A 26108-nucleotide genomic window follows, 5' to 3' on the forward strand; every position below is an offset into this window, starting at 1 on the left:
CCCCGACCCTCCCAGGAGATATCGCCGTGACCGCATTTGCCCGACCGGCCGCCGACGCCGGGACTCTGACCGGGCTCTTCGCTGCCGCTGTCGCTCGATTCGCCGACCGGCCGGCGGTCTCCGACGACCAGCAGACGCTGACGTACGCGGAACTGGACCGACGCTCCGACGTCCTCGCCGACACCCTGCGCGGGCACGGCGTCGCGGCCGAAGACCGCGTCGGCCTCTACCTGGAGCGCTCCGTCGATGTCTTCGTGGCCGTCCTCGGCATAGTGAAGGCGGGTGCCGCCTACGTCGCTGTCGACACCCGGTACCCCGTGGCCCGCCGGGACCTGATGCTCACGCGCAGCGGCGCGAAGCTCGTGGTGGCCCAGCCGGAACGGCATGACGACCTGAGCGCTCTCGCCCTCGACGTACTGCCGTTCCGCAGCCAGCCGACCACCGAGGTGCGACCGGGCTCCGACGACCATGCGACCCCCGCCGGCGCCGCGAGTGTCGTCTTCACCTCGGGGTTCTCCGGGACGCCGAAGGCCCTCACCCTGGAGCACCGCAACATCGTGTCCTTCGCCATCAACCCGGGTCTGCCTCGGCTGCTTCCCGAGGATCGCGTCGGCCAGATCTCCAGCCCCTCATCCGGCGCTTTCCACTTCGACATGTGGGCGACGCTCGCACACGGCGCAGAAGTGACCGTGCTGCCGCCGGTCCCTGAGCTGCTCGACGCGGACTTCCAGCGTGAGATGAAGCGCCGGCGCATCACTGCGATGCTCGTCCCGGCCGTGGTCGTCAACCACGTCGTACGGGCGGACCGCGACGCGTTCGCCTCGCTGCGCGTCCTCCAGGCCGACGGGGACGTTCTCCTGTCGTCGGTCTGCCGAGACCTGCTGGCCGGGAAGTTCGAGGGCGAGCTGTACCACCTCTACGGTCCCGCCGAGATCACCACCGCCTGCACCGCGCAGCGTGTGACGGCCGTCGAGGCCGAGCTCGACACCGTTCCCATCGGCCGGCCGCTGCACGGTGTCAATGTGTACGTCCTCGGCCCCGACCGGCAGTCTGTCGCCCCGGGCGAAACCGGGGAACTTTACGTGGGCGGCCCCGGTGTCGCTCGTGGCTACCTCGACGCGGCCGGCCTCACCGACGAGCACTTCGTACCCACCCCGTTCGCCCAGGGCCCGGCGCGGCTCCACCGCACCGGCGACATGGTCCGCGAACGCGCCGACGGGAGCCTGGAGTTCGTTGGCCGAGCCGGGTCACGGATCGAGATCCACGGTCACCGCGTCGAGCCCGGTGATGTGGAGCGCGGGCTGTGCCGCCACCGCCAGGTGCACGAGGCCGTCGTGCTGCCCTCCGGCGAGGGATCCGAACGCCGCCTGGCGGCGTTCGTCGTCCTCGACGACTCGCTCCCCATGAAGGAACTGCGCGCCTACGCCGAGGCCGAACTGCCCGACTTCATGGTGCCCGGCCACTTCATCCCCGTGCCCGAGATCCCTGCTGGCGACCACGGCAAACGTGATGTGCGGCGACTCCAGGAACTCCTCGACCAGCACCACGCACGGCAGCAGGACCACACCGCTCCGGCGACCGAGACCGAGCGTCTCCTGGCGGAGGTTTGGGAGTCGCTCCTGGGCACCGAGGGCGTGGGCGGCAACGACGACTTCTTCCAGCTCGGCGGCCACTCCCTGCTCGCCTTCCGCATGCAGAGCCGGATCAAACGTGAACTCGGGGTGATCCTGGATTACCGCACGGTGGTCGCCAACCCGGTCCTGTCCGCTCTCGCCGCCGAGATCGACGCTGCAAAGAACGAGGTGGACTTCCTTTGAACCAGATACAGAAACACGAGAGAGGCGATGCGCCGTGACGTCCACCGAGCGCAGTGAGATGTTCAATCCGTGCGACACCATCGCTGCCCTGTCTCAGGCGGCCACTCGTTTTCTTGACGGACAGTCGAAGGCAGTTCCCTTCCTCGCCTCCGACCGCCCCGACCTGCGTGTGTCGGCCGGCAGGGCCGAGGACCTCTACGGCACGGTCCACGTTCCGGAACCCGCCGACACGGGCCTGGACCTCCTCGGCGACGCCCCCGAGGCGGACGCCGTCCGTGTCCTGCTGCGCCCGCTGGCACGCACCTGGACGACGGACCCCGCGTTGGCGTCCGGTGCGCGCTCGCTGCTCATCTGCGGTCTCTACCAGAACCTGTTGTCGGAGATCGTGGCGCCACTCGTGGGCTACTGCGCGCCCCGCCCAGGGGTCTCCGTGCTGACCGGCAGGGATCTGGCGTCCGTGAGCTGGATGATCGCGAAGCAGTACGCCCGGGTGAGGCCGGACGTCACTCGGCAAGCGCTGCTCACCAGCCAGGACGTCGTGGACGACCCGCCGAAGGACGTGGAGGTGTTGTCCTACGAGGACTTCCAGACCCGTGACATCCGCGGATTCCTGTCCGCGTCGCCATGGCGGCGCCTGCAGTTCCAGTCACACGGGAAGGACCAGGTCCTGCTCCTGGGGGACTGGGCGCTGTCCGGAGTCAGCGACGTCGACGCGCCCGAAGGCCCCGTCACACTGCGGCCTCGATTCGGCTACGGCTACCCGGACCCCGAGAACAAGCTCAAATTCATTCGGTTCTCCGAGTTCGTGGCGGCCGAACTGATATTGAGTTCCTGTCACAGCGGTCCGTTCCCCGACACCGGCTCCTACGCCGTGCGCTACCAGATGGTGCTGGCGGCCATCGACGGCACCGCGCAGACCGTCGTCGCCGCCGTCACGAACAGCCAGGTCGGGATGCCGGAGTCGGCGCAGTTTCTCGCCCAGCACGACTCCGGCGCGGACATGGCGGCCGTGCTCAACGCCAGCATCGCCGACGTCAACCCGTACGGCGTCTTCCTGCGGCACGGCGTGCAGTGGGAACCGAACGGTTCGGCGGCGGTCATGGCGGCCGTCAGCGCCGGCGATCAGAAGCAACAGGAGACCGACAAGCTCCTGGCCCTCGCGCTCGACCGGGCCGTGGGATGGACGGAGAGCGGGATCCTCCCCGCCGACCACCCGTCGAAGGCGGCCTGCGCCAGGTTCCTGAAGAAGTACACCCGGCTGCTGTGCCGGACGTCCGCCACCGAGTCGGAGCGCATCCATGCCCAGCTGGTGCGCGATCTGGCCGCGTTGGACCGCTCCATCGCCGAACGGATCGCGACCGACCCGGACGATCCGATGATGGACTACCCCGACTACTGGGCCGATCGCAGCGTGGTCCGCTCGACGCCCGAACAGGTGGCGTGCGACACCTGCGGAGACATCGCGCAGAAGTTCATCCGAACCGGCAAGAGCCGCGTCATCCCGGACGTCGAGGTCGTCGGGTGCCTGCGCTGCGGCGACGGCGACTTCCGTCCTGCGTACGGCCCGGCCGTGATCACCAGGTCACCCGTGAGCACATGCATGGGTGCGTCGGTGACCGTGCAGCTCGAAATCTCGCAGGCCAGGAACGGCACAGTGCACTACGGCTTCTACACCCCTTCCTACCTCACCGACTACACCCTCCACGCCCCCTTGCGTTCCACGGCGATCGAGAAGGCCGACGTGTTCACGGACCGGTTCACCCTGACCCTGGGCGAGTCTGTCGTCCCGCAGATGTACTACTACACGGTGTACGCGGTCCAGGACCTGAGCATCAGCATCGCCCGCCACAACCTCGGGGTCCGACCGGGCCCGGCTCTCCCTTGAGGACCCTCCATGCCGAATCGCCTCGTCGGCGGCGCGGTTGATCCACTTCACCGGCTCGGCGCAGGCTGCGGCAGACCTGTCAGACGGCGGTGTCCTGCTGGGCGCCGTCGGTCCAGGACGTGTCGATCCAGCCGAGCCTGGCGGCGAGCATGCCGGCCTGGAAGCGACTGTCGGCTCCCAGCTCGGCGAGAATCTCGGAGATGTGACGACGGCAGGTGCGGGTGGACATGTTCATGCGCCTGGCCACCACCTCGTCCTTGGCACCGGCTGCCATCTGCCGGAGGATGCCGGCCTTGATGTCGTCGATGGTCTCCCCGTAGCCGACCCGGGTGTAGACGAACGGCGTCGCCAGCCGCCAGGTCTGTTCGAGTGACTGGTACAGGTACTCCACGACCGCGGGCTCGCGGATGATGACGGCGCCGCCTCCGCGGTCCCTCCGATCGGCCAGGAAGGCAACCTCGCGGTCGAATATGACGACCCGTTCGATGATCCCGGAGGCGGTCCGGATCTCGGACCCGGCCGCCTGCATGATCGAGAAATGGCGCTGCACCCCGGGGCTCGACAGCACGGTGTGTGGATAGATCGTCCGCATCCGTACGCCGCGCTGCAGCAGAGCCAGGTCGCGTGGACGGCTGTCGGCGACGGCACTTTCCTGTAGCGCTTCCGGCTGAGCCGTGAGCACCTCGCTCACGCAGTTCTGCCCGGCGTGGCTCAGCAGCGAGCGGATGAGCTGGAGGTCGTTGCTCCGTTCGACCGCCTGCGCTTGGTCGCCGAAGCCACCCAGCGAGTCGTAGGCCTCCTGCAGGCCCTCGATTCCCGCGCGGACCTGCTCCGACTCGGCGTGCAGCCTGCTGATCTCCGCGGCGCGCTGGGCAACGGAAGCGGTGAGCGCGAGTCGCGGGTTGAGTACCGACACCACGCCCGTGCCGGACTCCACGCTCACCAGGTGCAGGGAGACGAGGATGTCGATGTCGGCATCGGTGAACGTGTCGGCGCCGGCCGACGACTCGCCGCCGAGCAGAGTGTTGCGCGGTGCCGAGCCGCCGCTCTCGACCAGAAGTCTGTAGAGCCTCTCGGCACTTGCGGTCACGGCATGTGGCATCGACATGGCATCCCCCTGGGCCGTGGTCGGCCGGAACCATGATGACCGGCACGCCTAAATGGGTTGAGTACCTGCCTAGGGCCGGTCTCTGAAGTGGATCAAGGTCACGCGTTGATCATACAATCTTCAGATCCTTGCCACGGGTATACGAGCAAGTTCGAGTCCGGCGTCGATACCGGATGATCTCCAACTGCGACTGAGATGACGGGCCATCAAACGCACGTCCGTCGTGTCCAGCGTCGGTCGCGACGAACCCTCGTGGACCATGTCCAGGGCCGGCACGAGCAGGTCGGAGAACAGCTCACACCATTCCGCGAACGAAGTGACGTCGCGTCGACCGAGTTCGACGATCCTTTCGGAGAATCCAAGGTACGTGATGGCTTCATCGAGTTGGGCGGCGAGCTCGTCCAAAGCGCGATTGTCGAACGACGACGGAGCCGGCGAATCGAAGATTTCCTGCCAGTCCGGCCCATCACTCAAGGCGAGAGCCAGGAGGAAGCGGTATTTCGCCAGTTCGAGCTCGGCATTCGCCCAGCTGTAGCTGATGAGGTCGTCGAGGTCGACCAGTTCCGCCACCCACCGCACACGCGGCGCGCGGCGTGGCCCCAGACAGACTTCAAGGAACTCCCGGACATGACGCACAGGGCCGGAGCACGCGGCGTCCGGCGTGAGGAACACCCCGCGGTCCTCGGTCTCCCGGAAGAACTCGTCCGGGCTCGGCGCCGTTTTGTAGTCGCCCCCCGCGAGCAGTATGTACTCAGGCGTCATCGCCAGCCCGAGGCTCGGCTTGTACAGACTGGCGATGCGCCGCGGGACGACGGTGCGGCTTCCTTTGCCAGACCGCCGCGCGTACAGGGTCGGGAGTGTGGTGAGTACCCGGCCGAACACCCATACCCAGCGCCAGTCCAGCTCCTCGTGGCCGTACCGGCGGTGGAAGGCCTCGCGAATCTCCGCGACGCCCTCGAGGACGTCGGGCCAATCGGCCTGCATGCTACGCAGCGCTGAGACGTTCATGTCGTAGCCGGACCGAGAGCCGGAGTACGGACAGCGGCGCATCTCATAGGGGACGCCTTCGCGTACCCGGGCGGCGGCGTACCGCTCGCCGAGTGGGCGGCCGTCGTCCCCGTAGAGCAGCCTCGAGACGTCGAAGCCGAGGATGTAGAACTCGCAGAGTTCCCAGACTCGGTCGGGCGACGGCGGCTGACCCTTGTCGGCCAGGTCGTGCGCTGCGGACACGCGGATTCCTCCCAGTGGTGCGGGCGTCAGGAGCAGGTCATCAATCGAGGACGGGGGTGTGCCGGGACCGGTCGTAGCCGCTGAGCTCCACCGGCATCGGGAGCGGTACCCGCCGCCAGGAACGCGGCGTGAAGCGCCAGAAGCGGCCGTTGCCTCCCGATCGTTCCGCCTCGTCCTCCCAGTGCGTGGTCGACGAACCCGTCAACACGACGAACTCGTCACCGGCGACGAAGCCGATACTCGCCCGCGGCTCCAGCAGGAGGTTGCCGATGGTCTGGTACATGGCGTTTCCGGCGAAGTCCGGGATCTCGAACGTGTTCCGCGCGACCTCGCGGATGAACCCCGGGTCCCCGCTGCGGGTCGCCGCGTCGAGCTGGCCCTGCGGATTTGCGGTGCCGACGAAGACCAGCGATGCCTGGCACAGCAGGGCGGCGTCGGCCCGGGTGATCGACCGGCCGCGGGTCGCCGCCTTCGGACAGACCTGCTTCGACGACGTCAACTGCTGACGGACCAGGTACTTCTTGCAGTTGGGGAACGCCTCGAGGATGGACACCTCGAGCGGGTCGGTGCGGGAGTCCACGACCTCACCGTTGACCCGGAAGCGTCGACGCGTGTACGGATCGAGGTACACGAGACCGATCCTGCGATCTCGTCGCAGGTTGTCGAACAAGGCGTCCTCGGAGCTGACGGCCGCGCGCGGGATCGTGAGACCCGACGAACCGAGCGCGCCGAATGCCCCGGCATCGACGGCGAGCAGCGACAGCATCGGTGCGCCGTTCGGACCAATCGTCGTTGCCACGGCAATGCGTGCGGAATCTATGAGTGATCGTCCACCCTCCGCGAGGAACGGCTTGACGACTGGTCCGAGACATTCCGCTTCGACTGTCTGGCCGGCCCGGATCTGAGCAGTCAGCTCACCGGAATGGAAATTCGCCGGCCGGTCGGAATCCCGTGGCATTTTCCCCCGATTCGATTTGTACGACAAACGATGCACGCGATGTTAGGCACGGGTCCAGTGGTGATCAAGAAACTTCCGGTGGCAAGAACTGGCATGGTGTCAACGTGTCACCGAGTCGCGGCCGCCACCAAACCTGCCGGAAGAGGAAGGCCGGTGCAGCCCAGGCTCTGCTGCAGCAGGCAGCAGGAGCCTCCGATGCTGACACGCCCCTTGGGACGCCGCACGCATCAAGCAGCCGGCCGGACCAGTCCGGACTCGTAGGCGAAGGTCACCGCCTGGCCCCGGGCGCGGGCACGGGCGCCGATCTTGGCAAGGATGTGGCTGACGTGCGACTTCACGGTGGTCGGCGCGATGCACAGGCGCTCGGCGATCTCGGCGTTGGACCAGCCCGACGCCACCGCCGCGAGGACGTCGCGGTCGCGTCCGGTGAGGATGCCGAGGCCGATGTCCTGTTCGAGGGGGCGCGTGGTCCGTGACTGACGGACGGCGTCGATGAGGGCGCGGGTCAGGCCTGGGGCGATGACGGCGTCTCCGGCGGCCACGACACGGATGGCCGCGGTCGTTCGATCGGGGCGGTGTCGTCGAGGAGGAATCCGCCGGCCCCGGCGCGCAGGGCGGCATAGGCGTCCGCCTCGCGTCCGGCCGGGGTCAGAACGAGAACGCGCGGCGGCGCCTCCGCTTCGGTGGGCGCCAGGACACGGGGCAGGGCCGTGGGGCGCGCGATACGCCGGATGGCCTCGATGGCGTCGTTCACCGAGGGGCGGCCGGTCATGAGGACGACGTCGGGACGGAGCGCGGCACTCCGGGCGACCGCGTCGGCCCCGCTCGCGGCTTCGCCGACGACGGTCAGGTCGGGCTCGGCGGTCAGGAGGACGCGCAGGGCGAGGCGTTGCAGAGACTGGTCGTCGACGAGGAGCACCGAGACCATGTCTGTCTCCTCTCCGGCGGCGGTAGGAGCCACTCCCCATACTGAACGAAACGGTTTCGTACATCAAAGTCCTATGGCTCACCCCCGCCACGCCGGGCGCCGGAGAGACTCAGAGGCCTCATCTCTCCGACGCCGACAACGAGTTGGGCCTCAGCTCAGCGTCTTCAGCGACGCCGCGTCATACGGCGCCAGCTCCTCGAAGCGGCCGCCCAGCACCTTCGCCGCCCACTCGGGGTCCTGGAGCAGCGCCCGGCCGACGGCGACGAAGTCGAACTCCTCCGCCTCCAGACGGTCCAGCAGGTCGTCGATTCCCTTGACCCCGGAGCCCTGGCCGGCGAACGCGCCCAGGAACTCGCCGTCCAGGCCGACCGAGCCGACGCTGATGGTGGGCCTGCCGGTCAGCTTCTTCGTCCAGCCGGCGAGGTTCAGGTCGGAGCCGTCGAACTCCGGGACCCAGTAGCGGCGGGTGGAGGCGTGGAAGGCGTCGACGCCGGCCGCGGCGAGCGGGGCGAGGATGGCCTCCAGCTCCTCGGGGGTCTCGGCGAGCCGGGCGTCGTAGGCCTCCTGCTTCCACTGCGAGTAGCGGAAGATGACCGGGAAGTCCGCGGAGACCTTCTCGCGTACGGCGGCCACGATCTCGGCCGCGAACTTCGTACGGGCGACCGGGTCACCGCCGTACGCGTCGGTGCGGCGGTTGGTGCCGCCCCACAGGAACTGGTCGACGAGGTAGCCGTGGGCGCCGTGCAGCTCCACGCCGTCGAAGCCGATGCGCTCGGCGTCCGCGGCGGCCTGGGCGAACGCGCCGATGACGTCGTCGAGGTCGCCCTGGGTCATCGCCTTTCCGGTGGGCTCGTCGGCGCCGATGCGCAGACCCGAGGGGCCGACGGCGGGGGCCTCGGCGAAGGGCGGCTGGCCCTGCTTGCGCACCATGCCGATGTGCCACAGCTGCGGCACGATCGTGCCGCCCGCCGCGTGCACGGCCTCGGCGACCTTCGCCCACCCCGCCAGCTGCTCCGCACCGTGGAAGCGCGGCACCCTGTCGCTCTGCCCGGCCGAGTCGTGCCCGACGTACGTGCCCTCGGTGACGATGAGACCGACGCCCGCGGCGGCGCGGCGCGAGTAGTACGACACGACGTCCTCGCCGGGCACGCCGCCCGGCGAGAACATGCGCGTCATCGGCGCCATCACGATGCGGTTGGGAACGGTCAGACCGTTGATCACGGTCGGCCGGGACAGGATCTGGGCCGCACGGGAGGCGGTGGGCTGGGTGACGGTCACGTGGGGAGCTCCTTGGAAGCGGGGTCGGTAAACCGGTCAGTATGTGCACGCGCATTGTTGCACCACCTTAAGCAACCGGTCACGCGAGGCCGCGCATTCCCGAGGAGGAGGGTTTTCTCAGGGGCGTGCGGCACCCGCCGCTCAGGGGCGCGGGGAACTGCGCGACCAGCCCCAACGCTCCCGCACCCGCCAAAACACCCGAGGGCGGCACCCCCTGTCGCAACAGGAAGTACCGCCCTCGGCAAGGACGTTGATCAACCGGAGTCGAAACCCCGCGGTCGATCAGAAGTCCATGTCACCGCCCGGCATACCGCCACCGGCAGGCGCGGCGGCCTTCTCCGGCTTGTCGGCGATGACGGCCTCGGTGGTGAGGAACAGCGCGGCGATCGACGCGGCGTTCTGCAGCGCGGAACGCGTCACCTTCGCCGGGTCGATGATGCCCTCGGCGATCATGTCGACGTACTCGCCGGTCGCAGCGTTGAGGCCGTGGCCGACGGTCAGGTTGCGCACCTTCTCGACGACGACGCCACCCTCGAGACCACCGTTGACGGCGATCTGCTTCAGCGGGGCCTCGAGCGCGAGCTTCACGGCGTTGGCGCCGGTCGCCTCGTCACCCTCGAGCTCCAGCTTCTCGAACACCTGGGAGGCCTGCAGCAGGGCCACGCCACCACCGGCGACGATGCCCTCCTCGACGGCCGCCTTGGCGTTGCGCACGGCGTCCTCGATGCGGTGCTTGCGCTCCTTGAGCTCCACCTCGGTGGCGGCACCGGCCTTGATGACCGCGACACCGCCGGCGAGCTTCGCCAGGCGCTCCTGCAGCTTCTCGCGGTCGTAGTCCGAGTCGCTGTTCTCGATCTCGGCGCGGATCTGGTTCACCCGGCCGGCGACCTGCTCGGAGGAGCCGGCACCGTCGACGATGGTGGTCTCGTCCTTGGTGATGACGACCTTGCGGGCCTTGCCCAGGAGGTCCAGGGAGGTGTTCTCGAGCTTGAGACCGACCTCCTCGGAGATGACCTCGCCACCGGTGAGGATGGCGATGTCGTTCAGCATCGCCTTGCGGCGGTCACCGAAGCCCGGGGCCTTGACGGCGACGGACTTGAAGGTGCCGCGGATCTTGTTGACGACCAGGGTCGACAGGGCCTCGCCCTCGACGTCCTCGGCGATGATCAGCAGCGGCTTGCCCGACTGCATGACCTTCTCCAGGAGCGGGAGCAGGTCCTTGACAGAGCCGATCTTGGAGTTGGCGATCAGGATGTACGGGTCGTCGAGCGACGCCTCCATCCGCTCCATGTCGGTGGCGAAGTACGCCGAGATGTAGCCCTTGTCGAAGCGCATACCCTCGGTGAGCTCCAGCTCCAGACCGAAGGTCTGGGACTCCTCGACGGTGATGACGCCTTCCTTGCCGACCTTGTCCATCGCCTCGGCGATGAGCTCGCCGATCTGGGTGTCGGCGGCGGAGATGGAGGCCGTGGAGGCGATCTGCTCCTTGGTCTCGACGTCCTTCGCCTGCTCGAGCAGGGCGGCGGAGACGGCCTCGACGGCGCGCTCGATGCCGCGCTTGAGGGCCATCGGGTTGGCGCCGGCGGCTACGTTGCGAAGGCCTTCCTTGACGAGGGCCTGGGCGAGAACGGTCGCCGTGGTCGTACCGTCACCGGCGACGTCGTCCGTCTTCTTGGCGACTTCCTTGACCAGCTCGGCGCCGATCTTCTCGTACGGGTCCTCGAGCTCGATCTCCTTGGCGATGGAGACACCATCGTTGGTGATCGTGGGGGCGCCCCACTTCTTCTCGAGGACGACGTTGCGACCCTTGGGGCCGAGCGTCACCTTGACGGCGTCCGCGAGCTGGTTCATGCCGCGCTCGAGGCCGCGCCGCGCCTCCTCGTCGAACGCGATGATCTTGGCCATGTGAAGTGGTCCCTCCAGGACTGGGGGTGATTCCTTCGGACCGCGCCCGCGCCCGCGACGGACGGCTCACATGCCTCGTGGTTCCTTGCCCCACCCGGCCTGCGGGCCTCACCGACCCGGTCCTTCTTTGTCACTCTCACCTTCAGAGTGCTAACGCCAATGATTAGCACTCGGGGTAGGCGAGTGCAAGCGGCTCTCGGGTATCGGGCGGCGCGCTCTGCGGTGCGCGAACCGGGGCGGGCGGCGTCGGGGCAGAGCCCGGGCAGGCCCCGGACAGGACCCGTGCGACCCCGGACATGGCGAAGGGCTCGCACCCCGGGAGGTGCGAGCCCTTCGAAGAAGAACGTCGCTGCTGTTAGTCGACGCGTGCTTCAGCCGGTGGCCAGACGGACCATGTCCGCCTGCGGCCCCTTCTGGCCCTGCGAGATCTCGAAATCGACCCGCTGACCTTCCTCCAGGGTGCGGTAACCGTCCATCTGGATCGCGCTGTAGTGGACGAAAACATCCGCACCACCGTCGACCGCGATGAAGCCGTACCCCTTCTCCGCGTTGAACCACTTGACGGTGCCCTGAGCCATGCCTAACTCCCCTATTACTGGCCCTTGCACAGATCCACACTTCGCGGATCCGGGTCAGACCTCACCCCCCATCGGTCGGGGGCGTGCGCCGGAACGCGTCGACCGCGGCTGAATGTATCTGCCCAACTGCCGTCTGCAACAGGTCAATCGGACGAGAAATCCGGGCACGACCGGTCGGGAATGTGGGGACAATTCCGCTGACTTCAGGTCAAGTCGGACCCGGCATAAGGAACAAAAGCCGCAAAAAACCCGCACACTTTGGCTACTTCTTGTCGGGCTTGCGGCAGAAATCAAGGGCAGCCGACCAGTGGATCGGCGGCACGTTCCCCAACTGTACCTCGCTCAACCACACAGAATTGCCCCCTCCGCTTCTCTCACGGAGGGGGCAATTCGATGAACTCTTGGTTACCGGTGTTACCGATGGTAATGATCGGTCATTCGGTCAGCCTGTCAGCCGCCGGCGACGGCCGGAATGATGGAGACGCCGGCACCGTCCGGAGTCGCGGTCTCCAGACCCTGCTCGAAACGGACGTCGTCGTCATTGACGTACACGTTGACGAACCGACGCAGCTTGCCCTGGTCGTCGAGAACCCGGGCGGCAATCCCCGTGTGGTTCTTCTCCAGGTCGGCGATGACCTCGCCGAGGTTGGCACCCTCGGCGGCGACCTCGGCCTGGCCACCCGTGTAGGTGCGCAGGATGGTGGGGATGCGGACGTTGACGCTCATGAATATGACCTCCGGTCGGGTATCGCCCTCAGGGGCGCGGGGAACTGCGCGACCAGCCCCCGCCGGCCCGCAGACGAGAACGACTAGCCGAGTCCGGCCTCGCGGAACGATTCCAGGTTGGGACGAATCGTCGCAGTCAGCCCAGTGCCGGCCACCGCGTCCAACGTCTTCAGCCCATCGCCGGTGTTGAGCACGACAGTCGTGAGGCTCGGGTCCAGCACACCGCTCTCGATCAGCTTCTTCGTGACACCCACGGTCACTCCGCCGGCGGTCTCCGCGAAGATGCCCTCGGTCCGGGCGAGGATCTTGATCGCGTCGACGACCTGCTCGTCCGTCACGTCCTCCACGAAACCGCCCGTGCGGCGCGCGATGTCCAGGACGTACGGACCGTCGGCCGGGTTGCCGATCGCCAGCGACTTGGCGATGGTGTTCGGCTTCTGCGGCCGGACGACGTCGTGGCCCGCCTTGAACGCGGTCGACACCGGCGAGCACCCCTCGGCCTGCGCGCCGAAGATCTTGTACGGCTTGTCCTCGACGAGCCCGAGCTTGATCAGCTCCTGCAGACCCTTGTCGATCTTCGTGAGCTGCGAGCCGGAGGCGATCGGCACGACCAGCTGGTCCGGCAGCCGCCAGCCGAGCTGCTCGCAGATCTCGTACGCCAGGGTCTTGGAGCCCTCGGCGTAGTACGGCCGCAGGTTGACGTTGACGAAGCCCCAGCCCTCACCGGCCGGGTCGCCGATCAGCTCGGAGCAGAAACGGTTCACGTCGTCGTAGTTGCCCTCGATGCCGACGAGCTCGCCGCCGTAGACCGCGGCCATGACGACCTTGCCCTGCTCCAGGTCGTGCGGGATGAACACGCAGGACCGGAAGCCGGCGCGGGCGGCGGCGGCGCCCACCGCGCCGGCGAGGTTGCCGGTGGAGGAGCAGGAGAGGGTGGTGAAGCCGAAGGCGCGCGCGGCCTCCAGGGCCTGGGCGACGACGCGGTCCTTGAAGGAGTGCGTCGGGTTGCCGGAGTCGTCCTTGACGAACAGCTTGCCGGCGTCGACGCCGAGCTCGTTCGCGAGGTTGTCGGCCTCGACGAGCTTGGTCCAGCCGGGGTTGATGTTCGGCTTGGTGGCCACGTCGGCCGGGACGGGCAGCAGGGGCGCATAGCGCCAGATGTTCGCGGGGCCCGCTTCGATCCGCTTGCGGAGCTCCTCGGTGTCGTAGGCCGAGAAGTCGTAGGCGATCTCCAGCGGGCCGAAACACTCCTCGCACGCGAAGACCGGTCCGAGGGGTACCCGGTGACCGCACTCGCGGCAGGACAGCGCCGCGGCGGGACCAAGGTCTACGGTGGAGTCGGTGGTGCTTGCAACAGTCTGCACAGCCATGTGAGGCGAGGCCCTTTCTCCTCATCTTCCTCACGACGCATCTCGCCGTGAGACGGATTTGGCACCTTCCCTAGCCGGGAGCCTCGCGGAGACGATCGACAGTGATCGCCACGAGACCGGCTGGAGGGTTGCCGGGGCTTCATCGGGCCGTTTCCCTCTGCCCCTCTGGATGAGCTGTATTCGGTTGTCAACTACGGGCGACCTCGGACATGCGATGGTCACCCGCGTTGTTCAAGACTGTAACCGAAGGCCAGGACAGTTGAGATAGTCGTCCGAACCGCGAGATGGATCACACGATTACCTGCTGTGATCACGACAGTGAGGAGTCGCCGACTGTGCTGGAAGAAGTCGAGCGCTGGCTGAGCACCCGCTCCTGGTCCGCGACCGATCGCCCGCTCCACCACATACTGGCCGCCAAACAGCGTACGGGCCAGTCGGTCTCCGTCGTGCTGCCCGCGCTGAACGAGGAGGAGACGGTCGGCGACATCGTCGCGATCATCCGTCACGACCTCATGCAGCAGGTCCCGCTGGTCGACGAGATCGTCGTCGTCGACTCCGGGTCCACGGACCGCACCTCCGAGGTGGCCGCCGCGGCGGGCGCCACCGTGGTGCACCGGGACGCGATACTCCCGCGCATCCCGGCCATGCCCGGCAAGGGCGAGGTCCTGTGGCGCTCCCTGCTCGTCACGACCGGGGACATCGTCTGCTTCATCGACGCGGACCTGAAGGAGTTCTCCTCCGACTTCGTCTCCGGGATCGTCGGCCCGCTGCTCACCGACCCCGGGGTCGACCTGGTCAAGGGCATGTACGACCGTCCCCTCGGCGGCGCGGCCGGACAGGGCGGCCGGGTGACCGAGCTGATGGCGCGCCCGCTGCTGAACATGCACTGGCCGCAGCTGGCCGGTTTCGTGCAGCCACTGGGCGGCGAGTACGCGGCCCGCCGCTCCCTGCTGGAACAGCTCCCGTTCCCCGTCGGGTACGGCGTGGAGCTGGGCATGCTGGTCGACGCCCTGCATCTGGTGGGCCTGGACGCGCTGGCCCAGGTGGACGTGGGCGTCCGCAAGCACCGCCACCAGGACGGACAGGCCCTGGGCCGGATGTCCGCCGCGATCTACCGCACGGCCCAGCTGCGGCTGGCGCGCGGCCATCTGGTCCGGCCGGCGTTGACTCAGTTCGAGCGGGGCGAGGACGGGTTCGAGCCGCGCACGTACTCCGTGGACACCGAGGAGCGGCCGCCGATGGTGGAGATCGCCGAGTACGCGAAACGGAAGGTCGCGTAACGTCCGATACCGGGCCATACGCCGGGCAGGGCCACTGATCGTATACGGATCGGCCACTGAGTGGAACCGTACGTTTGAGCGTTTCCGGGCCGGGCTAGGTTGAGGCGTATGGCTTCCACGCAGGGTGCTGCCAAGGTGCTGGTCGCGTCGAATCGCGGCCCGGTCTCGTACGAGGTGCGCGAGGACGGCTCGCTGCACTCCAAGAGGGGCGGTGGCGGACTCGTCTCCGGGCTGTCCGCGATCGGCCCGGACACCGACGCGCTGTGGGTGTGCTCGGCGCTGTCCGACGGCGACCGGGAGGCGGTGCGGCGCGGCGTCGGCGAGGACGGCGTGCTGATGCTGGACATCCCGGCCGACGTGCACGCGGACGCGTACAACGGCATCGCCAACTCGGTCCTCTGGTTCGTCCACCACATGCTCTACCAGACCCCGCTGGAGCCGGCCTTCGACGCGGAGTTCCGGCGCCAGTGGGAGTCGTACGAGACGTACAACCGTGCCTTCGCGCAGGCGCTGGCCGACCGGGCCGCGCCCGGGGCGGCGGTGCTGGTGCAGGACTACCACCTGTGCCTGGTCCCGGGGATGCTCCGGGAGCTGCGGCCGGATGTCAGGATCGGGCACTTCTCGCACACGCCGTGGGCGCCGCCGGAGTACTTCTCCATGCTTCCGGACGACATCCGCTCCCAGCTCGTGTGGGGGATGCTGGGCGCCGACCGGCTGGGCTTCCTCACGTGGCGGTGGGCGAGGGCGTTCATGGCATGCGCCGAGGCCGTGGACCGCGAGCGGATCTTCCCGTCGTGGCCGAGCGGTGCCCCGGCGTCCGTCCAGCACACAGCGACCGGGCGCCCCCCGCAGCGGACCACCTGGATCGGCGTGCACGGCCTGGGCGCCGACGCGGAGTTCCTGCGCGCCCGCTCCCACGAGGCCGATGTCGAGGAGCGGATGGCCGCGCTGCGTTCGGAGATCGGCACAGCGCCGGACGGGACCGCCCGCCGGACCGTCGTCCGCGTCGACCGGACCGAGCTGTCCAAGAACATCGTGCGCGGCCTGCTGGCATACCGGCAGCTGCTCGACGACCACCCCGAGTGGCGCGAGCGGGTGGTCCACGTGGCGTTCGCCTACCCCTCCCGCCAGGACCTGGCGGTGTACCGGGACTACACGGCCGAGGTCCAGCGGTTGGCGGATGAGATCAACTCCGCTTACGGCACTCCGACGTGGACCCCGATCGTCCTGCACGTCAAGGACGACTTCGCCCGCTCCCTCGCCGCGTACCGCCTGGCTGACGTGGCCCTCGTCAACCCCATCCGGGACGGCATGAACCTCGTCGCCAAGGAGGTGCCGGTCGTCTCCGACGAGGGCTGCGTCCTCGTGCTGTCGCGCGAGGCGGGCGCCTTCGCGGAACTGGGCGAGGACGCGGTCGCCGTCAACCCGTATGACGTGATCGGCACGGCGACCGCCCTGCACGAGGCGCTGTCCATGGGCCCGGAGGAGCGCGCGGAACGCTCGAAACGGCTGGCGGAGGCAGCTACGGCGTTGCCGCCGGCTCAGTGGTTCCTGGAGCAGTTGGGGGCGTTGGAGGACGGGGAGCCGGGGATCGCTGGGCGGGGGGAGTGAGCGGCGGGGGCGCGGTTCGGCTGGTTCGGATCGCCTGATGGCGATCACCGACGGCGGCTTGCTCACGGCGAGTGTCTGAACCAGGTTGCCCCTGCGCGGCGACTGCCTGCGGCAGCTTGCCCGACCTGATCGTCTGGTTCAGGTCGCCTGCGTGGCGATCACTTGGATCGGGCCGGCTGACTGCGATCGCTCGGACCCAGCTCGTCTCACGGCGGCCCCCTGCTGCAGCCCGCCCGCCACGACCGGCTGCAGCAGCTTGCCTCGCGGTGGCCCTCTGGATCAGGTGGCCTGCGTGGCGATCGCCTGGAGGAGTCGTACGACGCCCTCCGGGCCTGCGACCACGACGTCCGCTCTCTCCGAGAGTTCGGTGACCTCCTCGCTGCCGCTGCAGACCAGGAGGCCGGGGGTGCCGTCGGAGCGGAGTTTGTCGACGGCGGCGTAGGCGGGGAGGTCGCCGAGGTCGTCGCCGGCGTAGAGGACGGACCGGGCGCCGAGTTCGCGGACGTATTCGCTCAGCGCGACGCCCTTGTCCATGCCGGGTGGGCGGAGTTCCAGGACCATCCGACCGGGTTCCACGATGAGGCCGTTGCGGGTGGCGAGGTCGGTGAGCGGGGCTCGGAGGGCGTCGAAGGTGCCCTGAGGGTCGGACGCGCGGCGTGTGTGCACGGCCAGGGCGTGCCCCTTGTCCTCGATCCAGGTGCCCTGCGCTGCGGATTCGAGGAGGCCCGGCAGGGCGGCGCGGACTGCTGCGACGCCGGGGTGGGGATCGGGGGCGGTGACCTCGCCGCTGACGGCGTCCCAGCGTTCGGCGCCGTAGTGGCCCAGCACGACGAGGTGCTCCAGGCCCGGGGTGTCGGCGAAACCGCCGTACTTCACGGCGACCTCGGCCGGACGGCCGGTGATCACCGCGACCGCGGCCACCTTCGGGGCGAGTGCGGCCAGTGCCGGGATGGCGTCGGGGTGGGCTCGGGCCTTTTCGGGGTCCGGGACGATGGGAGCGAGGGTGCCGTCGAAGTCCAGCGCGATGAGTGAGCGCGCGGGGTGGGTGAGGATGGCGGCCAGGCCGTCGCGGCCGGGCTGGGTCGTGGGGGTCGGGAGGGGATCCTTGTGACTGCCCATGGGGCGACCTTATCGGGGGACGGGTGCGGGCTGGGGGTTCTTCGCCCCCGCCGCCCCTACCCGTCCCGTCCTCGAAGGGGCTCCGCCCCTTCGAGGACGGCCAGGGGGCCCTGCCCCCTGGACCCCCGCTCCTCAAACGCCGGAGGGGCTGATTTTCCCGGCCCAGGTATTTCAGCCCGTCCGGCGTTTGAGGACGAGGCCGTTCAGGCCGAAGCGGGGGTCCGGGGGCGGCAGCCCCCAGGTACGGGACGGGTAGGGCGGCGGGGGCGAAGAACCCCCACCGCACCGCCGCGCGTCACCGCTCCCCCCGCCGCCCCTCCCGAACCCGCCGCAACCGATTCACCGTCACCGGATCATGCGCCAGCGCCCGCGGATCATCCAACAGCGCGTTCAGCAGCTGGTAATACCGCACCGGAGCCAGCCCCAGCCCCTCCCGTATCGCCCGCTCCTTCGCCCCGGGCCCCGAGAACCCCCGCCGCTCCAGCGCAAGAATCGCCCGCTCACGCTCGGCGAGCACGGCGGCGGCCTCGGGCTGCTCCTGGTCCATGTGCCGCACCGTAACCCACCCCACTGACAGCCGAGCCGACAGCCGAGCCGGCCGGAAACTACTCCGCGCTCTCCGCCCGAGTGGCCCCCGACTGCAGCTGCCCCAGAATCGCCGACGGGCTCCCCCCGGACGCCACCGTCCTGCCGATGCTCTTCTTGACGTCCGCGCTCACCGCGGCCCAGGACGTCCGGCCCACGGGATAGAGCTCGGAGAGCGGGAGCTGGTCGAGGAAGGGCTTGAGGGCGGCGTCCTGGTCGGCCCCGGCCATCACCGTGGACGCGGAGTTGGTGACGGGGAGCAGGTTGTACTCCCGGGAGAAGTCCAGGACGTTCTGTTTGCCGTAAGCGAAGTCGAGGAACTCCCCCACCTGCTCGGCATGGCCGTTCTGCTTGAAGGCCATCATCCAGTCGGCCACACCCATGGAGACCTTGGTCGGCCCCTCCAGCCCGGGCATGGGCACCATGCCGAACTTCACGCCCTTCTTCTCGGCCATCTGCATCAGCGAGGGATGGCCGTTGAGCATGCCGACATCCCCCGCGGCGAAGGCGGAGAACGCGTCGGCCCGGTTGAGCTCCCCGGGCGGGACCGGCCCCGTGAGCCCCTTGCCGACCAGGTTGTTCTTGAGCCAGTTGAAGGTGGCGACGTTCTCCGCGGAGTCGATGCTGTACGTACCGGTCTCCGCGTCGGTGTACCCGCCCCCGCCGCTGAGCAGCCACTGCATGGTCTCGGCCTGCGCCTCCTCGGCACCGAGCGGCAGCGCGTACGGGTACTTCACGCCCTCCGCCTTGAGCACCTCGGCGTCGGCGGCCAGCTCCTTCCAGGACGTCGGCGGAGTGAGGCCGGCGTCCTCGAAGAGGGACTTGTTGTAGAAGAGCAGGCGCGTGGAGGAGGCGAACGGGATGCCGTACTGGACGCCGTTCACCTGCCCCGCATCCGCGAGCTGCGAGACGAAGTCGGCCTGGACGGGGATGGAGAGCAGTTCGTCGGCCTCGTAGAGAAGGCCCTTCGCCGCGTAGTCGGCGTACGCGCCGATCTGCGCGATGTCCGGCGCCTCCCCGGCGTCGACCATCTTCTTGACCTTGGCGTCGACGTCGTTCCAGGAGTACACGGTGACGTCGATCTGCACGCCGTCGTGCTGCTCCTCGTACTCCTTGACGAGCCTGTCCCAGTACTTCTGGGAACTGTTCGCCGCACTGTCCCCGTAGTCCGCGGCGACCAGCTTCAGCGTCACCTCGTCCGAACCACCGGTCAGCCCACAGCCGCCCAGAACCGCCGACAGGCCCAGCGCGGACACCGCCGCGATCGTTCCCGTACGTCTACGCCGCTGCACGTAAAACCGCCCCACACCCATGTTCGAAACTTTCGAAACGTCATACATATTGCCCCCATAAGGTCTACACCACGTAAGTGGACTAGACCTCTCGCGGGTACGCAAGACACACTGTTCCCGTGAGACACGTCATCGCCCTCGATGTGGGCGGCACCGGGATGAAGGCCGCCCTGGCGGCAGCGAGCGGCGAGCTGCTCCACCAGGCCCGCCGCCCGACCGGGCGCGAGCGCGGCCCGGACGCGGTCGTCGAGGGCATCCTCGACTTCGCCGGCGAGCTGCGCGCGTACGGCGAGGAACGCTTCGGCGAGCCCGCGGCCGCCGCCGGCATCGCCGTCCCCGGCATCGTCGACGAGGAGCAGGGCATCGCCGCCTACTCGGCCAACCTGGGCTGGCGGGAGGTACCCCTGCGGCGGCTGCTCACCGACCGGCTCGGCGGCGTGCCCGTCGCCCTCGGCCACGACGTGCGCACCGGCGGTCTCGCGGAGGGCCGGATCGGCGCGGGCAAGGGTGCCGACCGTTTCCTGTTCGTGCCGCTCGGCACCGGGATAGCCGGCGCCATCGGCATCGACGGCCGGGTGGAGGCGGGTGCGCACGGCTTCGCAGGCGAGATCGGCCACATCGTCGTACGGCCGGGTGGAGCACCGTGTCCCTGCGGGCAGCGCGGCTGCCTGGAGCGGTTCGCGTCCGCGGCGGCGGTGAGCGAGGCGTGGGCCGCCGCGTGCGGGGACCCGGAGGCGGACGCGGCGGACTGCGCCAAGGCCGTCGCGTCCGGTGATCCGAACGCCGTACGGGTCTGGCACGGGGCCGTGGACGCCCTGGCCGACGGCCTGGTCACCGCGCTCACCCTGCTGGACCCGCGCACACTGATCATCGGTGGCGGACTCGCCGAGGCGGGGGAAACCTTGTTCACACCGCTGCGGGAGGCCGTCCGGCAGCGGGTCACGTTCCAGAAAGTGCCCTCCATAGTCCCCGCAGCCCTGGGCGACACCGCCGGATGCCTGGGTGCCGGCCTCCTGGCCTGGGATCTCCTCGACCAAACCGACCGCACGGAGGTAACTCCCTGATGGCAGCCGACCTAGGGGCGCGGGACAGCGCTGAATCTGCGGCTACCGCCGCGCGGGCGCGACAAGCCACAACGAGCCCGCAGCCCGCAACGAGCAAGGTGCCCCTCGTCCTCTCCGGCGCCAACGTGGTCATGCCGACGGGAACCCGCAAACAGGGCCAAGTGATCGTCGACGGCACCCGCATCGCCGGCACGGCCCCGGAAAACGCCCACCGCATCGACCTCACCGGCCACTGGCTCCTGCCAGGGTTCGTGGACATCCACAACCACGGCGGAGGCGGAGCCTCGTTCACCTCGGGCACCGCAGACGACGTGGTCACCGGCATCCACACCCACCGCCTGCACGGCACCACCACCCTCGTCGCCTCCACCGTCACCGGCGACATGGGCTTCCTCGCCCAGCGCGCGGGCCTGCTGTCCGAGCTGGCCGAGCAGGGCGACATCGCCGGCATCCACTTCGAGGGCCCCTTCATCTCCCCGTGCCGCAAGGGCGCGCACTCCGAGGAGCTGCTGCGCGACCCCGACCCGGCGGACGTGCGCAAGCTGATCGACGCGGCGCGCGGCCACGCGACGATGGTCACCCTCGCCACCGAACTTCCGGGCGGCATCGACTCCGTACGGCTGCTCGCCGAGCACGGAGTGATCGCGGCGATCGGGCACACGGACGCGACGTACGAGCAGACGGTGGAGGCGATCGACGCGGGCGCCACGGTCGCCACGCACCTCTTCAACGCGATGCCGCCGCTCGGCCACCGCGAGCCGGGCCCGATCGCCGCCCTGCTGGAGGACGAGCGGGTGACCGTCGAGCTGATCAACGACGGCACACATCTGCACCCGGCGGCGCTGGAGCTGGCGTTCCGTCACGCGGGCGCGGACCGGGTCGCGTTCATCACGGACGCGATGGACGCGGCCGGCTTCGGCGACGGCCGCTACATGCTCGGCCCGCTGGAGGTGGAGGTCGCCGACGGCGTGGCCCGCCTCGTGGAGGGCGGCTCGATCGCGGGCTCGACCCTCACGCTGGACCGGGCCTTCAAGCGGGCGGTGACGATCGACCGGCTGCCGGTCGAGGACGCGGTGGCGGCGCTGTCGGCCAATCCCGCCAAGCTGCTCGGCCGCTACGACCGCATCGGCTCCCTGGAGCCCGGCAAGGACGCCGACCTGGTGGTGCTGGACTCCGACTTCGACCTCAAGGGCGTGATGCGCCGGGGCGAATGGGTGGTGGATCCCCAACTGAGGTGATCTGTCCTGCTGTTGAGGGCGGTGGTTGTCCTGCCAGACTGGGACGGCCGCCGCCCTTTTGGCATGATCGGCAGCTGCCGGCAGGAACAACCGGCAGACGGACGGCACACGCATGCCGAACTCTTCGGGGGAGGTCGAGTACAGGTGATCCTCACTGTCACTCTGAACACCGCTCTCGACATCACCTATCGCGTACGGTCCCTGCGCCCCCACGCCTCCCACCGCGTCTCCGGGGTGACCGAACGCCCCGGCGGCAAGGGTCTGAACGTGGCCCGGGTGCTGGCGGCCCTCGGCCACGAGGTGACGGTCACGGGCTTCGCGGGCGGTGCGACGGGCCGCGTGGTCCAGGACCTGCTCGCGGCCACGCCGACCGTGGTGGACGCGCTGGTCCCGGTGACGGGAGCGAGCCGCCGGACGATCGCCGTGGTGGACGAGCTCACCGGCGACACGACCCAGCTCAACGAACCCGGCCCGACGATCACTCCTGCCGAGTGGTCCGCCTTCCAGGAGGCCTACGAGGACCTCCTCGCCTCGGCCGCCGCGGTGGCCCTGTGCGGCAGCCTGCCACCGGGCGTACCGGTCGGGGCGTACGCCGGCCTGGTCCGGTCCGCGAGGGCCGCGGGCGTTCCCGTCCTGCTGGACACCAGCGGCGAGGCCCTGCGCCGGGGCGTCGCCGGCCGCCCGGACATCATCAAGCCCAACGCCGACGAACTGGCCGAACTCACTGGCTCCCACGAGCCGTCGCGCGCCACGCAGGACGCGCGCCGCCGGGGCGCCCGTACGGTGGTCGCCTCCCTCGGCAAGTCCGGCCTCCTGGCCGTCACCCCCGAGGGCCGCTGGCAAGCCACCCCACCGACCCGCCTCCACGGCAACCCGACCGGCGCGGGCGACGCGGCGGTCGCGGGCCTGCTGTCGGGCCTGGTGGAACGCCTCCCCTGGCCGGACCGCCTGACCCGAGCGACGGCGCTCAGCGCGGCGAGCGTCGTCGCACCGGTGGCGGGGGAGTTCGATCGGGGGGTCTATGAGGAGTTGCTGGGGCGGGTGGCGGTGACCGGGGAGGTCACCGCCGCGTGATCAGGAACTGGACTTGACCCAGCCCTTCACCAGCCACATCTGGTCGAGCAGGGCGTCGCACTGGTTGCCCTGCTCGCAGGACACCTTGATCGTGTTCGTGCCCTTGTTGAGCTGGACGTAGTTGTAGGTCTTCGTCCAGCCCTTCTCGTAGTCGCCCTCGGGGCCGCCCGCCCAGTTCTTCAGGTCGACCGGGGTGTTGGCGGGTGTGCCGTTGACCGTGAGCGTGGCGTTCTGGTCCTTGCCCGGGACGCTGTAACCGACGTAGACGGTGTACTTGCCCTTCTTGGGAATTCCGTCCACGTTCCAGCTGACCGAGGAGCCGACCGCGTTGAACCCGGTGACGTAGACGCCGCCGTCCGCCCTGGCGCCCTTGATGTCGGACGCGGTGGTGGCGCCGCCGGCGAGGGCCAGCGCCTTGGCGTCGATCGTCGGCAGGTCGTCCTCGGCCGCCTGGCTGTTGCTGTTCGACGGGCTCGGCGCGCTGCTCTCCTGGGACTGCGTCGGGGTCGACCCCGTGTCACCCCCCGCCTCGTCCTTCTCGCCGTCGCCGCCCAGCATCGCCACGCTGATCCCGATGACGACCGCCGCGACGACCGCGATGGCGCCGATCAGCAGGCCCTTGGTGTTGGGGCCGCCGCGGCCGCCCGAGCCGTGGCCGCCGCTGTAGGACGGCTGCTGGCTGGCCGTGGTCACGCCGCCGGGGTGTGTCTCCGGGGCCGCGTAGTGGGCGTTCGGCTGGCCGTACGTGCCCTGCTGTTGCGGTATCTGGCCGTACGCGGCCGTGGGGGCCTGCTGGCCGTACTGACGCTGTCCGACCGGGCGCACACGGTTCACCGAACCCGGGTAGCCGTAGCCCCCGCCACCGGACGGCGGCTGGGCGCCGTTGGCCTGCCCGTCGGCGTAGAGGTAGCCGAACGGGTCGTCGTCCTCGGGCGTAGTGGCGCCGTTGTCGCCGGACGTCATCCCTTGGTACTCCTCACCAGGTGCGGGCGGATGCGATACGTGTGGTCAGAATGGCGAGCCTACCCGCTCCTGATGGCCCAAACGGGTGACTCGGATCGCATCAGCTCGCTGACCTGGTGGTTACCCGGCGCGCCTGTGTTGTTTGGGACGAGATCGTTTCTCTACGTACATCCGCTCGTCAGCGGACTTCAACACTTCGTCCGCAGTCATTCCGCAGTGTGCCCACCCGATGCCGAAGCTGGCGCCCACGCGGACCGCCCGCCCCTCGGCGCGGATCGGCTGGATGATCTCGTTGCGCAGGCGTACCGCGAGGTCCTGGGCGTCCGCCTTGCCGAGCCCGTCGGCGAGGATCACGAACTCGTCGCCGCCGAGCCGGGCCACGGTGTCGCCGTCGCGGACCTGGCGGGACAGGCGCCTGGCCACCTCGATGAGAACCGCGTCACCCGCGTTGTGCCCGAACCGGTCGTTGATCGACTTGAAGCCGTCGAGGTCGCAGAAGAGCACCGCGAGCCCCTTGGCGCCGTCGTCCCGCTCACCCTCGACCGGCGCGACGGTGTGCACGTGGTGGTCGTAGGCGTCGAACGCCGCCACAGCCGGCCGGAAGTCGAAACCGTGGCCGTTGGCGTCGTAGGCCGGGTGGCCGTAGGCCGCGTCGACCGACTCCAGGGCGGCACCCGGGTGCGTGGAGCGCTGACACAGCCGCGAGGCGAGGCGGGAGCGCAGCTCGGCGGAGTTCGGCAGCCCGGTGAGCGAGTCGTGCGAGGCGCGGTGGGCGAGCTGGAGCTCGCGGCGCTTGCGCTCCTCGATGTCCTCGACGTGGGTGAGCAGGAAGCGGGGCCCGTCGGCGGCGTCGGCGACCACGCTGTTGCGCAGCGAGACCCAGACATAGGTGCCGTCGCGGCGGCCGAGCCGGAGCTCCGCGCGGCCCCCCTCGGCGGACGTCCGCAGCAGCGTGCCGATGTCCTCGGGGTGGACGAGGTCGGAGAAGGCGTAGCGGCGCATCGCGGAGGCGGGGCGGCCGAGGAGGCGGCACAGCGCGTCGTTGGTACGCAGGATCCGGCCATGCTGGTCGCCGCCCATCTCGGCGATGGCCATGCCGGACGGGGCGTACTCGAAGGCCTGCCTGAAGCTTTCCTCACTGGCACGCAGGGCCTGCTGCTCGCGCTCCAGGCGGACCAGCGCCCGCTGCATATTCGCGCGTAGACGTGCGTTGCTGATGGCGATCGCTGCCTGGAACGCGTACATCTGGAGCGCCTCGCGCCCCCATGCGCCCGGCAGCCGCCCGTTGCGAGGCCGGTCCACGGACAGGACCCCGATCAACTCGCCGCACGCGCTGCCCTGCACGCCGGGCGTGTACATCGGGGCGAAGAGGCGGTCCGAGGGGTGCCACTCGTCCTCGAAGCGAGGCGCGGGACCGTCGGTGTACCACTGCGGGACGTCGTCGTCGTCGAGTATCCAGCCCTCGGTGTGCGGGATGAAGACCAGGTCGCCCCAGCGCTCGCCCATGCTCAACCGGCGCTCCCAGGAGTCCCGGGAGCCGACGCGGCCGGTGATGAGGGCCTCGGCGGCGGGGTTGCCGGAGAAGGCGGCGACGACGAGATCGCCGTCGGGGCGTACGAGGTTGACGCACGCGAGCTCATAGCCGAGGCCGTTGACGACACCGTCGGCAACGGTCTGCAGCGTGTCCGCCAGGCTGCGGGCCGTGTTCATGTCAGCCATGACCTGGTGCAGTTGCCGCAGGGTCGCAAGACGGACATACGGCTCCGACTCGGTCTCCATGCTCGCCCTCCCCCCGAGACCTCGCAGCGAATCAAGGGTTCTACTTCGGCGTAACTTCCCTTGCTAGTCCCCGCCACTGAATCACAGCGCGCTGCTCACTCGGTACACAGGGTCAACAATTAATGGCCCTTGTGACTCAAGTCACAGGTAAACGTGAACAATTGAGCGGTGTTTCTGCGTTTTTCCTGTGCGTTTACTGAACGCAAACTTTGTGCGTGTGTGGAGATGCCAACGAAACGGTCTTGATCAGGTACGTCAGTCGCCCGTCCATGGTCCTAGGACCACCTCCCGGTCCGTTCTCGGGCGAAGGCCCGATGCCA

20 protein-coding genes, 1 pseudogene and 1 riboswitch are annotated in these 26108 nt (G+C 69.3%); of the genes and pseudogenes, 7 read left to right on the forward strand and 14 right to left on the reverse strand.

The genetic code is table 11. From position 1 onward, the window contains the following. The first annotated feature begins 26 nt into the window (after positions 1-26). Positions 27-1817: an amino acid adenylation domain-containing protein gene (locus tag AB5J55_RS19060; protein WP_369271848.1), complete on the forward strand. Its 1791-nt coding sequence runs from the start codon at positions 27-29 to the stop codon at positions 1815-1817. 34 nt (positions 1818-1851) lie between these two features. Beyond that, positions 1852-3702 (forward strand): hypothetical protein, encoded by a 1851-nt coding sequence (locus AB5J55_RS19065; RefSeq protein ID WP_369271849.1) that lies wholly within the window; start codon positions 1852-1854, stop codon positions 3700-3702. Positions 3703-3781: 79 nt separating this feature from the next. Here AB5J55_RS19065 and AB5J55_RS19070 read toward each other — a convergent pair whose 3' ends face one another. From AB5J55_RS19070 to thrC, 9 genes and pseudogenes are all read right to left on the reverse strand, one after another. After that, complete coding sequence (locus AB5J55_RS19070; RefSeq protein ID WP_369271850.1) at positions 3782-4792, reverse strand: LuxR C-terminal-related transcriptional regulator; 1011 nt, start codon at positions 4790-4792, stop codon at positions 3782-3784. Between the two features lie 138 nt (positions 4793-4930). Further along, positions 4931-6040, reverse strand: coding sequence for a hypothetical protein (locus tag AB5J55_RS19075; protein WP_369271851.1), 1110 nt, complete (start codon positions 6038-6040; stop codon positions 4931-4933). A gap of 40 nt (positions 6041-6080) precedes the next feature. Beyond that, a complete protein-coding gene (locus AB5J55_RS19080) occupies positions 6081-6998 on the reverse strand; it encodes a pyridoxamine 5'-phosphate oxidase family protein (RefSeq protein WP_369271852.1) in 918 nt (305 codons plus the stop codon). A gap of 227 nt (positions 6999-7225) precedes the next feature. Then, positions 7226-7926: pseudogene (locus tag AB5J55_RS19085) on the reverse strand (LuxR C-terminal-related transcriptional regulator). 150 nt (positions 7927-8076) lie between these two features. After that, positions 8077-9204, reverse strand: a complete 1128-nt coding sequence (locus AB5J55_RS19090) for an NADH:flavin oxidoreductase (RefSeq protein WP_369271853.1) — start codon at positions 9202-9204, stop codon at positions 8077-8079. 282 nt (positions 9205-9486) lie between these two features. Continuing rightward, positions 9487-11109, reverse strand: a complete 1623-nt coding sequence (gene groL, locus AB5J55_RS19095) for a chaperonin GroEL (protein WP_369271854.1) — start codon at positions 11107-11109, stop codon at positions 9487-9489. Between the two features lie 371 nt (positions 11110-11480). Further along, complete coding sequence (locus AB5J55_RS19100; RefSeq protein ID WP_007493268.1) at positions 11481-11687, reverse strand: cold-shock protein; 207 nt, start codon at positions 11685-11687, stop codon at positions 11481-11483. 450 nt (positions 11688-12137) lie between these two features. Then, positions 12138-12413, reverse strand: coding sequence for a MoaD/ThiS family protein (locus AB5J55_RS19105; protein ID WP_148000006.1), 276 nt, complete (start codon positions 12411-12413; stop codon positions 12138-12140). An 83-nt stretch (positions 12414-12496) separates the two neighbouring features. Beyond that, complete coding sequence (thrC, locus tag AB5J55_RS19110; protein WP_369271855.1) at positions 12497-13783, reverse strand: threonine synthase; 1287 nt, start codon at positions 13781-13783, stop codon at positions 12497-12499. 18 nt (positions 13784-13801) lie between these two features. Beyond that, positions 13802-13959, reverse strand: a riboswitch (SAM riboswitch). 159 nt (positions 13960-14118) lie between these two features. Here thrC and AB5J55_RS19115 point away from each other — a divergent pair. Both AB5J55_RS19115 and AB5J55_RS19120 read left to right on the forward strand, forming a co-directional pair. Continuing rightward, positions 14119-15063, forward strand: a complete 945-nt coding sequence (locus tag AB5J55_RS19115) for a glucosyl-3-phosphoglycerate synthase (RefSeq protein WP_369271856.1) — start codon at positions 14119-14121, stop codon at positions 15061-15063. Between the two features lie 108 nt (positions 15064-15171). Then, entirely contained in the window at positions 15172-16674 is a 1503-nt protein-coding gene (locus AB5J55_RS19120) for a trehalose-6-phosphate synthase (protein ID WP_369271857.1), read from the forward strand. A gap of 279 nt (positions 16675-16953) precedes the next feature. Here the strand turns inward: AB5J55_RS19120 and otsB are convergent, their stop codons facing one another. The 3 genes from otsB to AB5J55_RS19135 all read right to left on the reverse strand — a co-directional run bounded on the left by otsB (position 16954) and on the right by AB5J55_RS19135 (position 19691). Beyond that, entirely contained in the window at positions 16954-17793 is an 840-nt protein-coding gene (gene otsB, locus AB5J55_RS19125) for a trehalose-phosphatase (protein WP_369271858.1), read from the reverse strand. Between the two features lie 295 nt (positions 17794-18088). Continuing rightward, entirely contained in the window at positions 18089-18340 is a 252-nt protein-coding gene (locus tag AB5J55_RS19130; RefSeq protein WP_369271859.1) for a DUF3263 domain-containing protein, read from the reverse strand. Between the two features lie 58 nt (positions 18341-18398). Beyond that, a complete protein-coding gene (locus AB5J55_RS19135; RefSeq protein WP_369271860.1) occupies positions 18399-19691 on the reverse strand; it encodes an ABC transporter substrate-binding protein in 1293 nt (430 codons plus the stop codon). Between the two features lie 98 nt (positions 19692-19789). Between AB5J55_RS19135 and AB5J55_RS19140 the strand changes: the two genes are divergently transcribed. From AB5J55_RS19140 to AB5J55_RS19150, 3 genes are all read left to right on the forward strand, one after another. After that, positions 19790-20734 (forward strand): ROK family protein, encoded by a 945-nt coding sequence (locus tag AB5J55_RS19140; RefSeq protein ID WP_369271861.1) that lies wholly within the window; start codon positions 19790-19792, stop codon positions 20732-20734. Positions 20735-20865: 131 nt separating this feature from the next. Further along, positions 20866-21972, forward strand: coding sequence for an N-acetylglucosamine-6-phosphate deacetylase (gene nagA / locus AB5J55_RS19145; protein ID WP_369276230.1), 1107 nt, complete (start codon positions 20866-20868; stop codon positions 21970-21972). Between the two features lie 144 nt (positions 21973-22116). After that, complete coding sequence (locus AB5J55_RS19150) at positions 22117-23046, forward strand: 1-phosphofructokinase family hexose kinase (protein ID WP_369271862.1); 930 nt, start codon at positions 22117-22119, stop codon at positions 23044-23046. Here AB5J55_RS19150 and AB5J55_RS19155 read toward each other — a convergent pair whose 3' ends face one another. Both AB5J55_RS19155 and cdgB read right to left on the reverse strand, forming a co-directional pair. Continuing rightward, a complete protein-coding gene (locus AB5J55_RS19155; protein WP_369271863.1) occupies positions 23047-24009 on the reverse strand; it encodes a CBM35 domain-containing protein in 963 nt (320 codons plus the stop codon). It lies immediately after the preceding gene. Positions 24010-24129: 120 nt separating this feature from the next. Then, entirely contained in the window at positions 24130-25788 is a 1659-nt protein-coding gene (cdgB, locus tag AB5J55_RS19160; protein ID WP_369271864.1) for a diguanylate cyclase CdgB, read from the reverse strand. Positions 25789-26108 lie beyond the last annotated feature (320 nt).

The organism is Streptomyces sp. R11 (genome assembly GCF_041051905.1).
Taxonomy (GTDB): domain Bacteria; phylum Actinomycetota; class Actinomycetes; order Streptomycetales; family Streptomycetaceae; genus Streptomyces.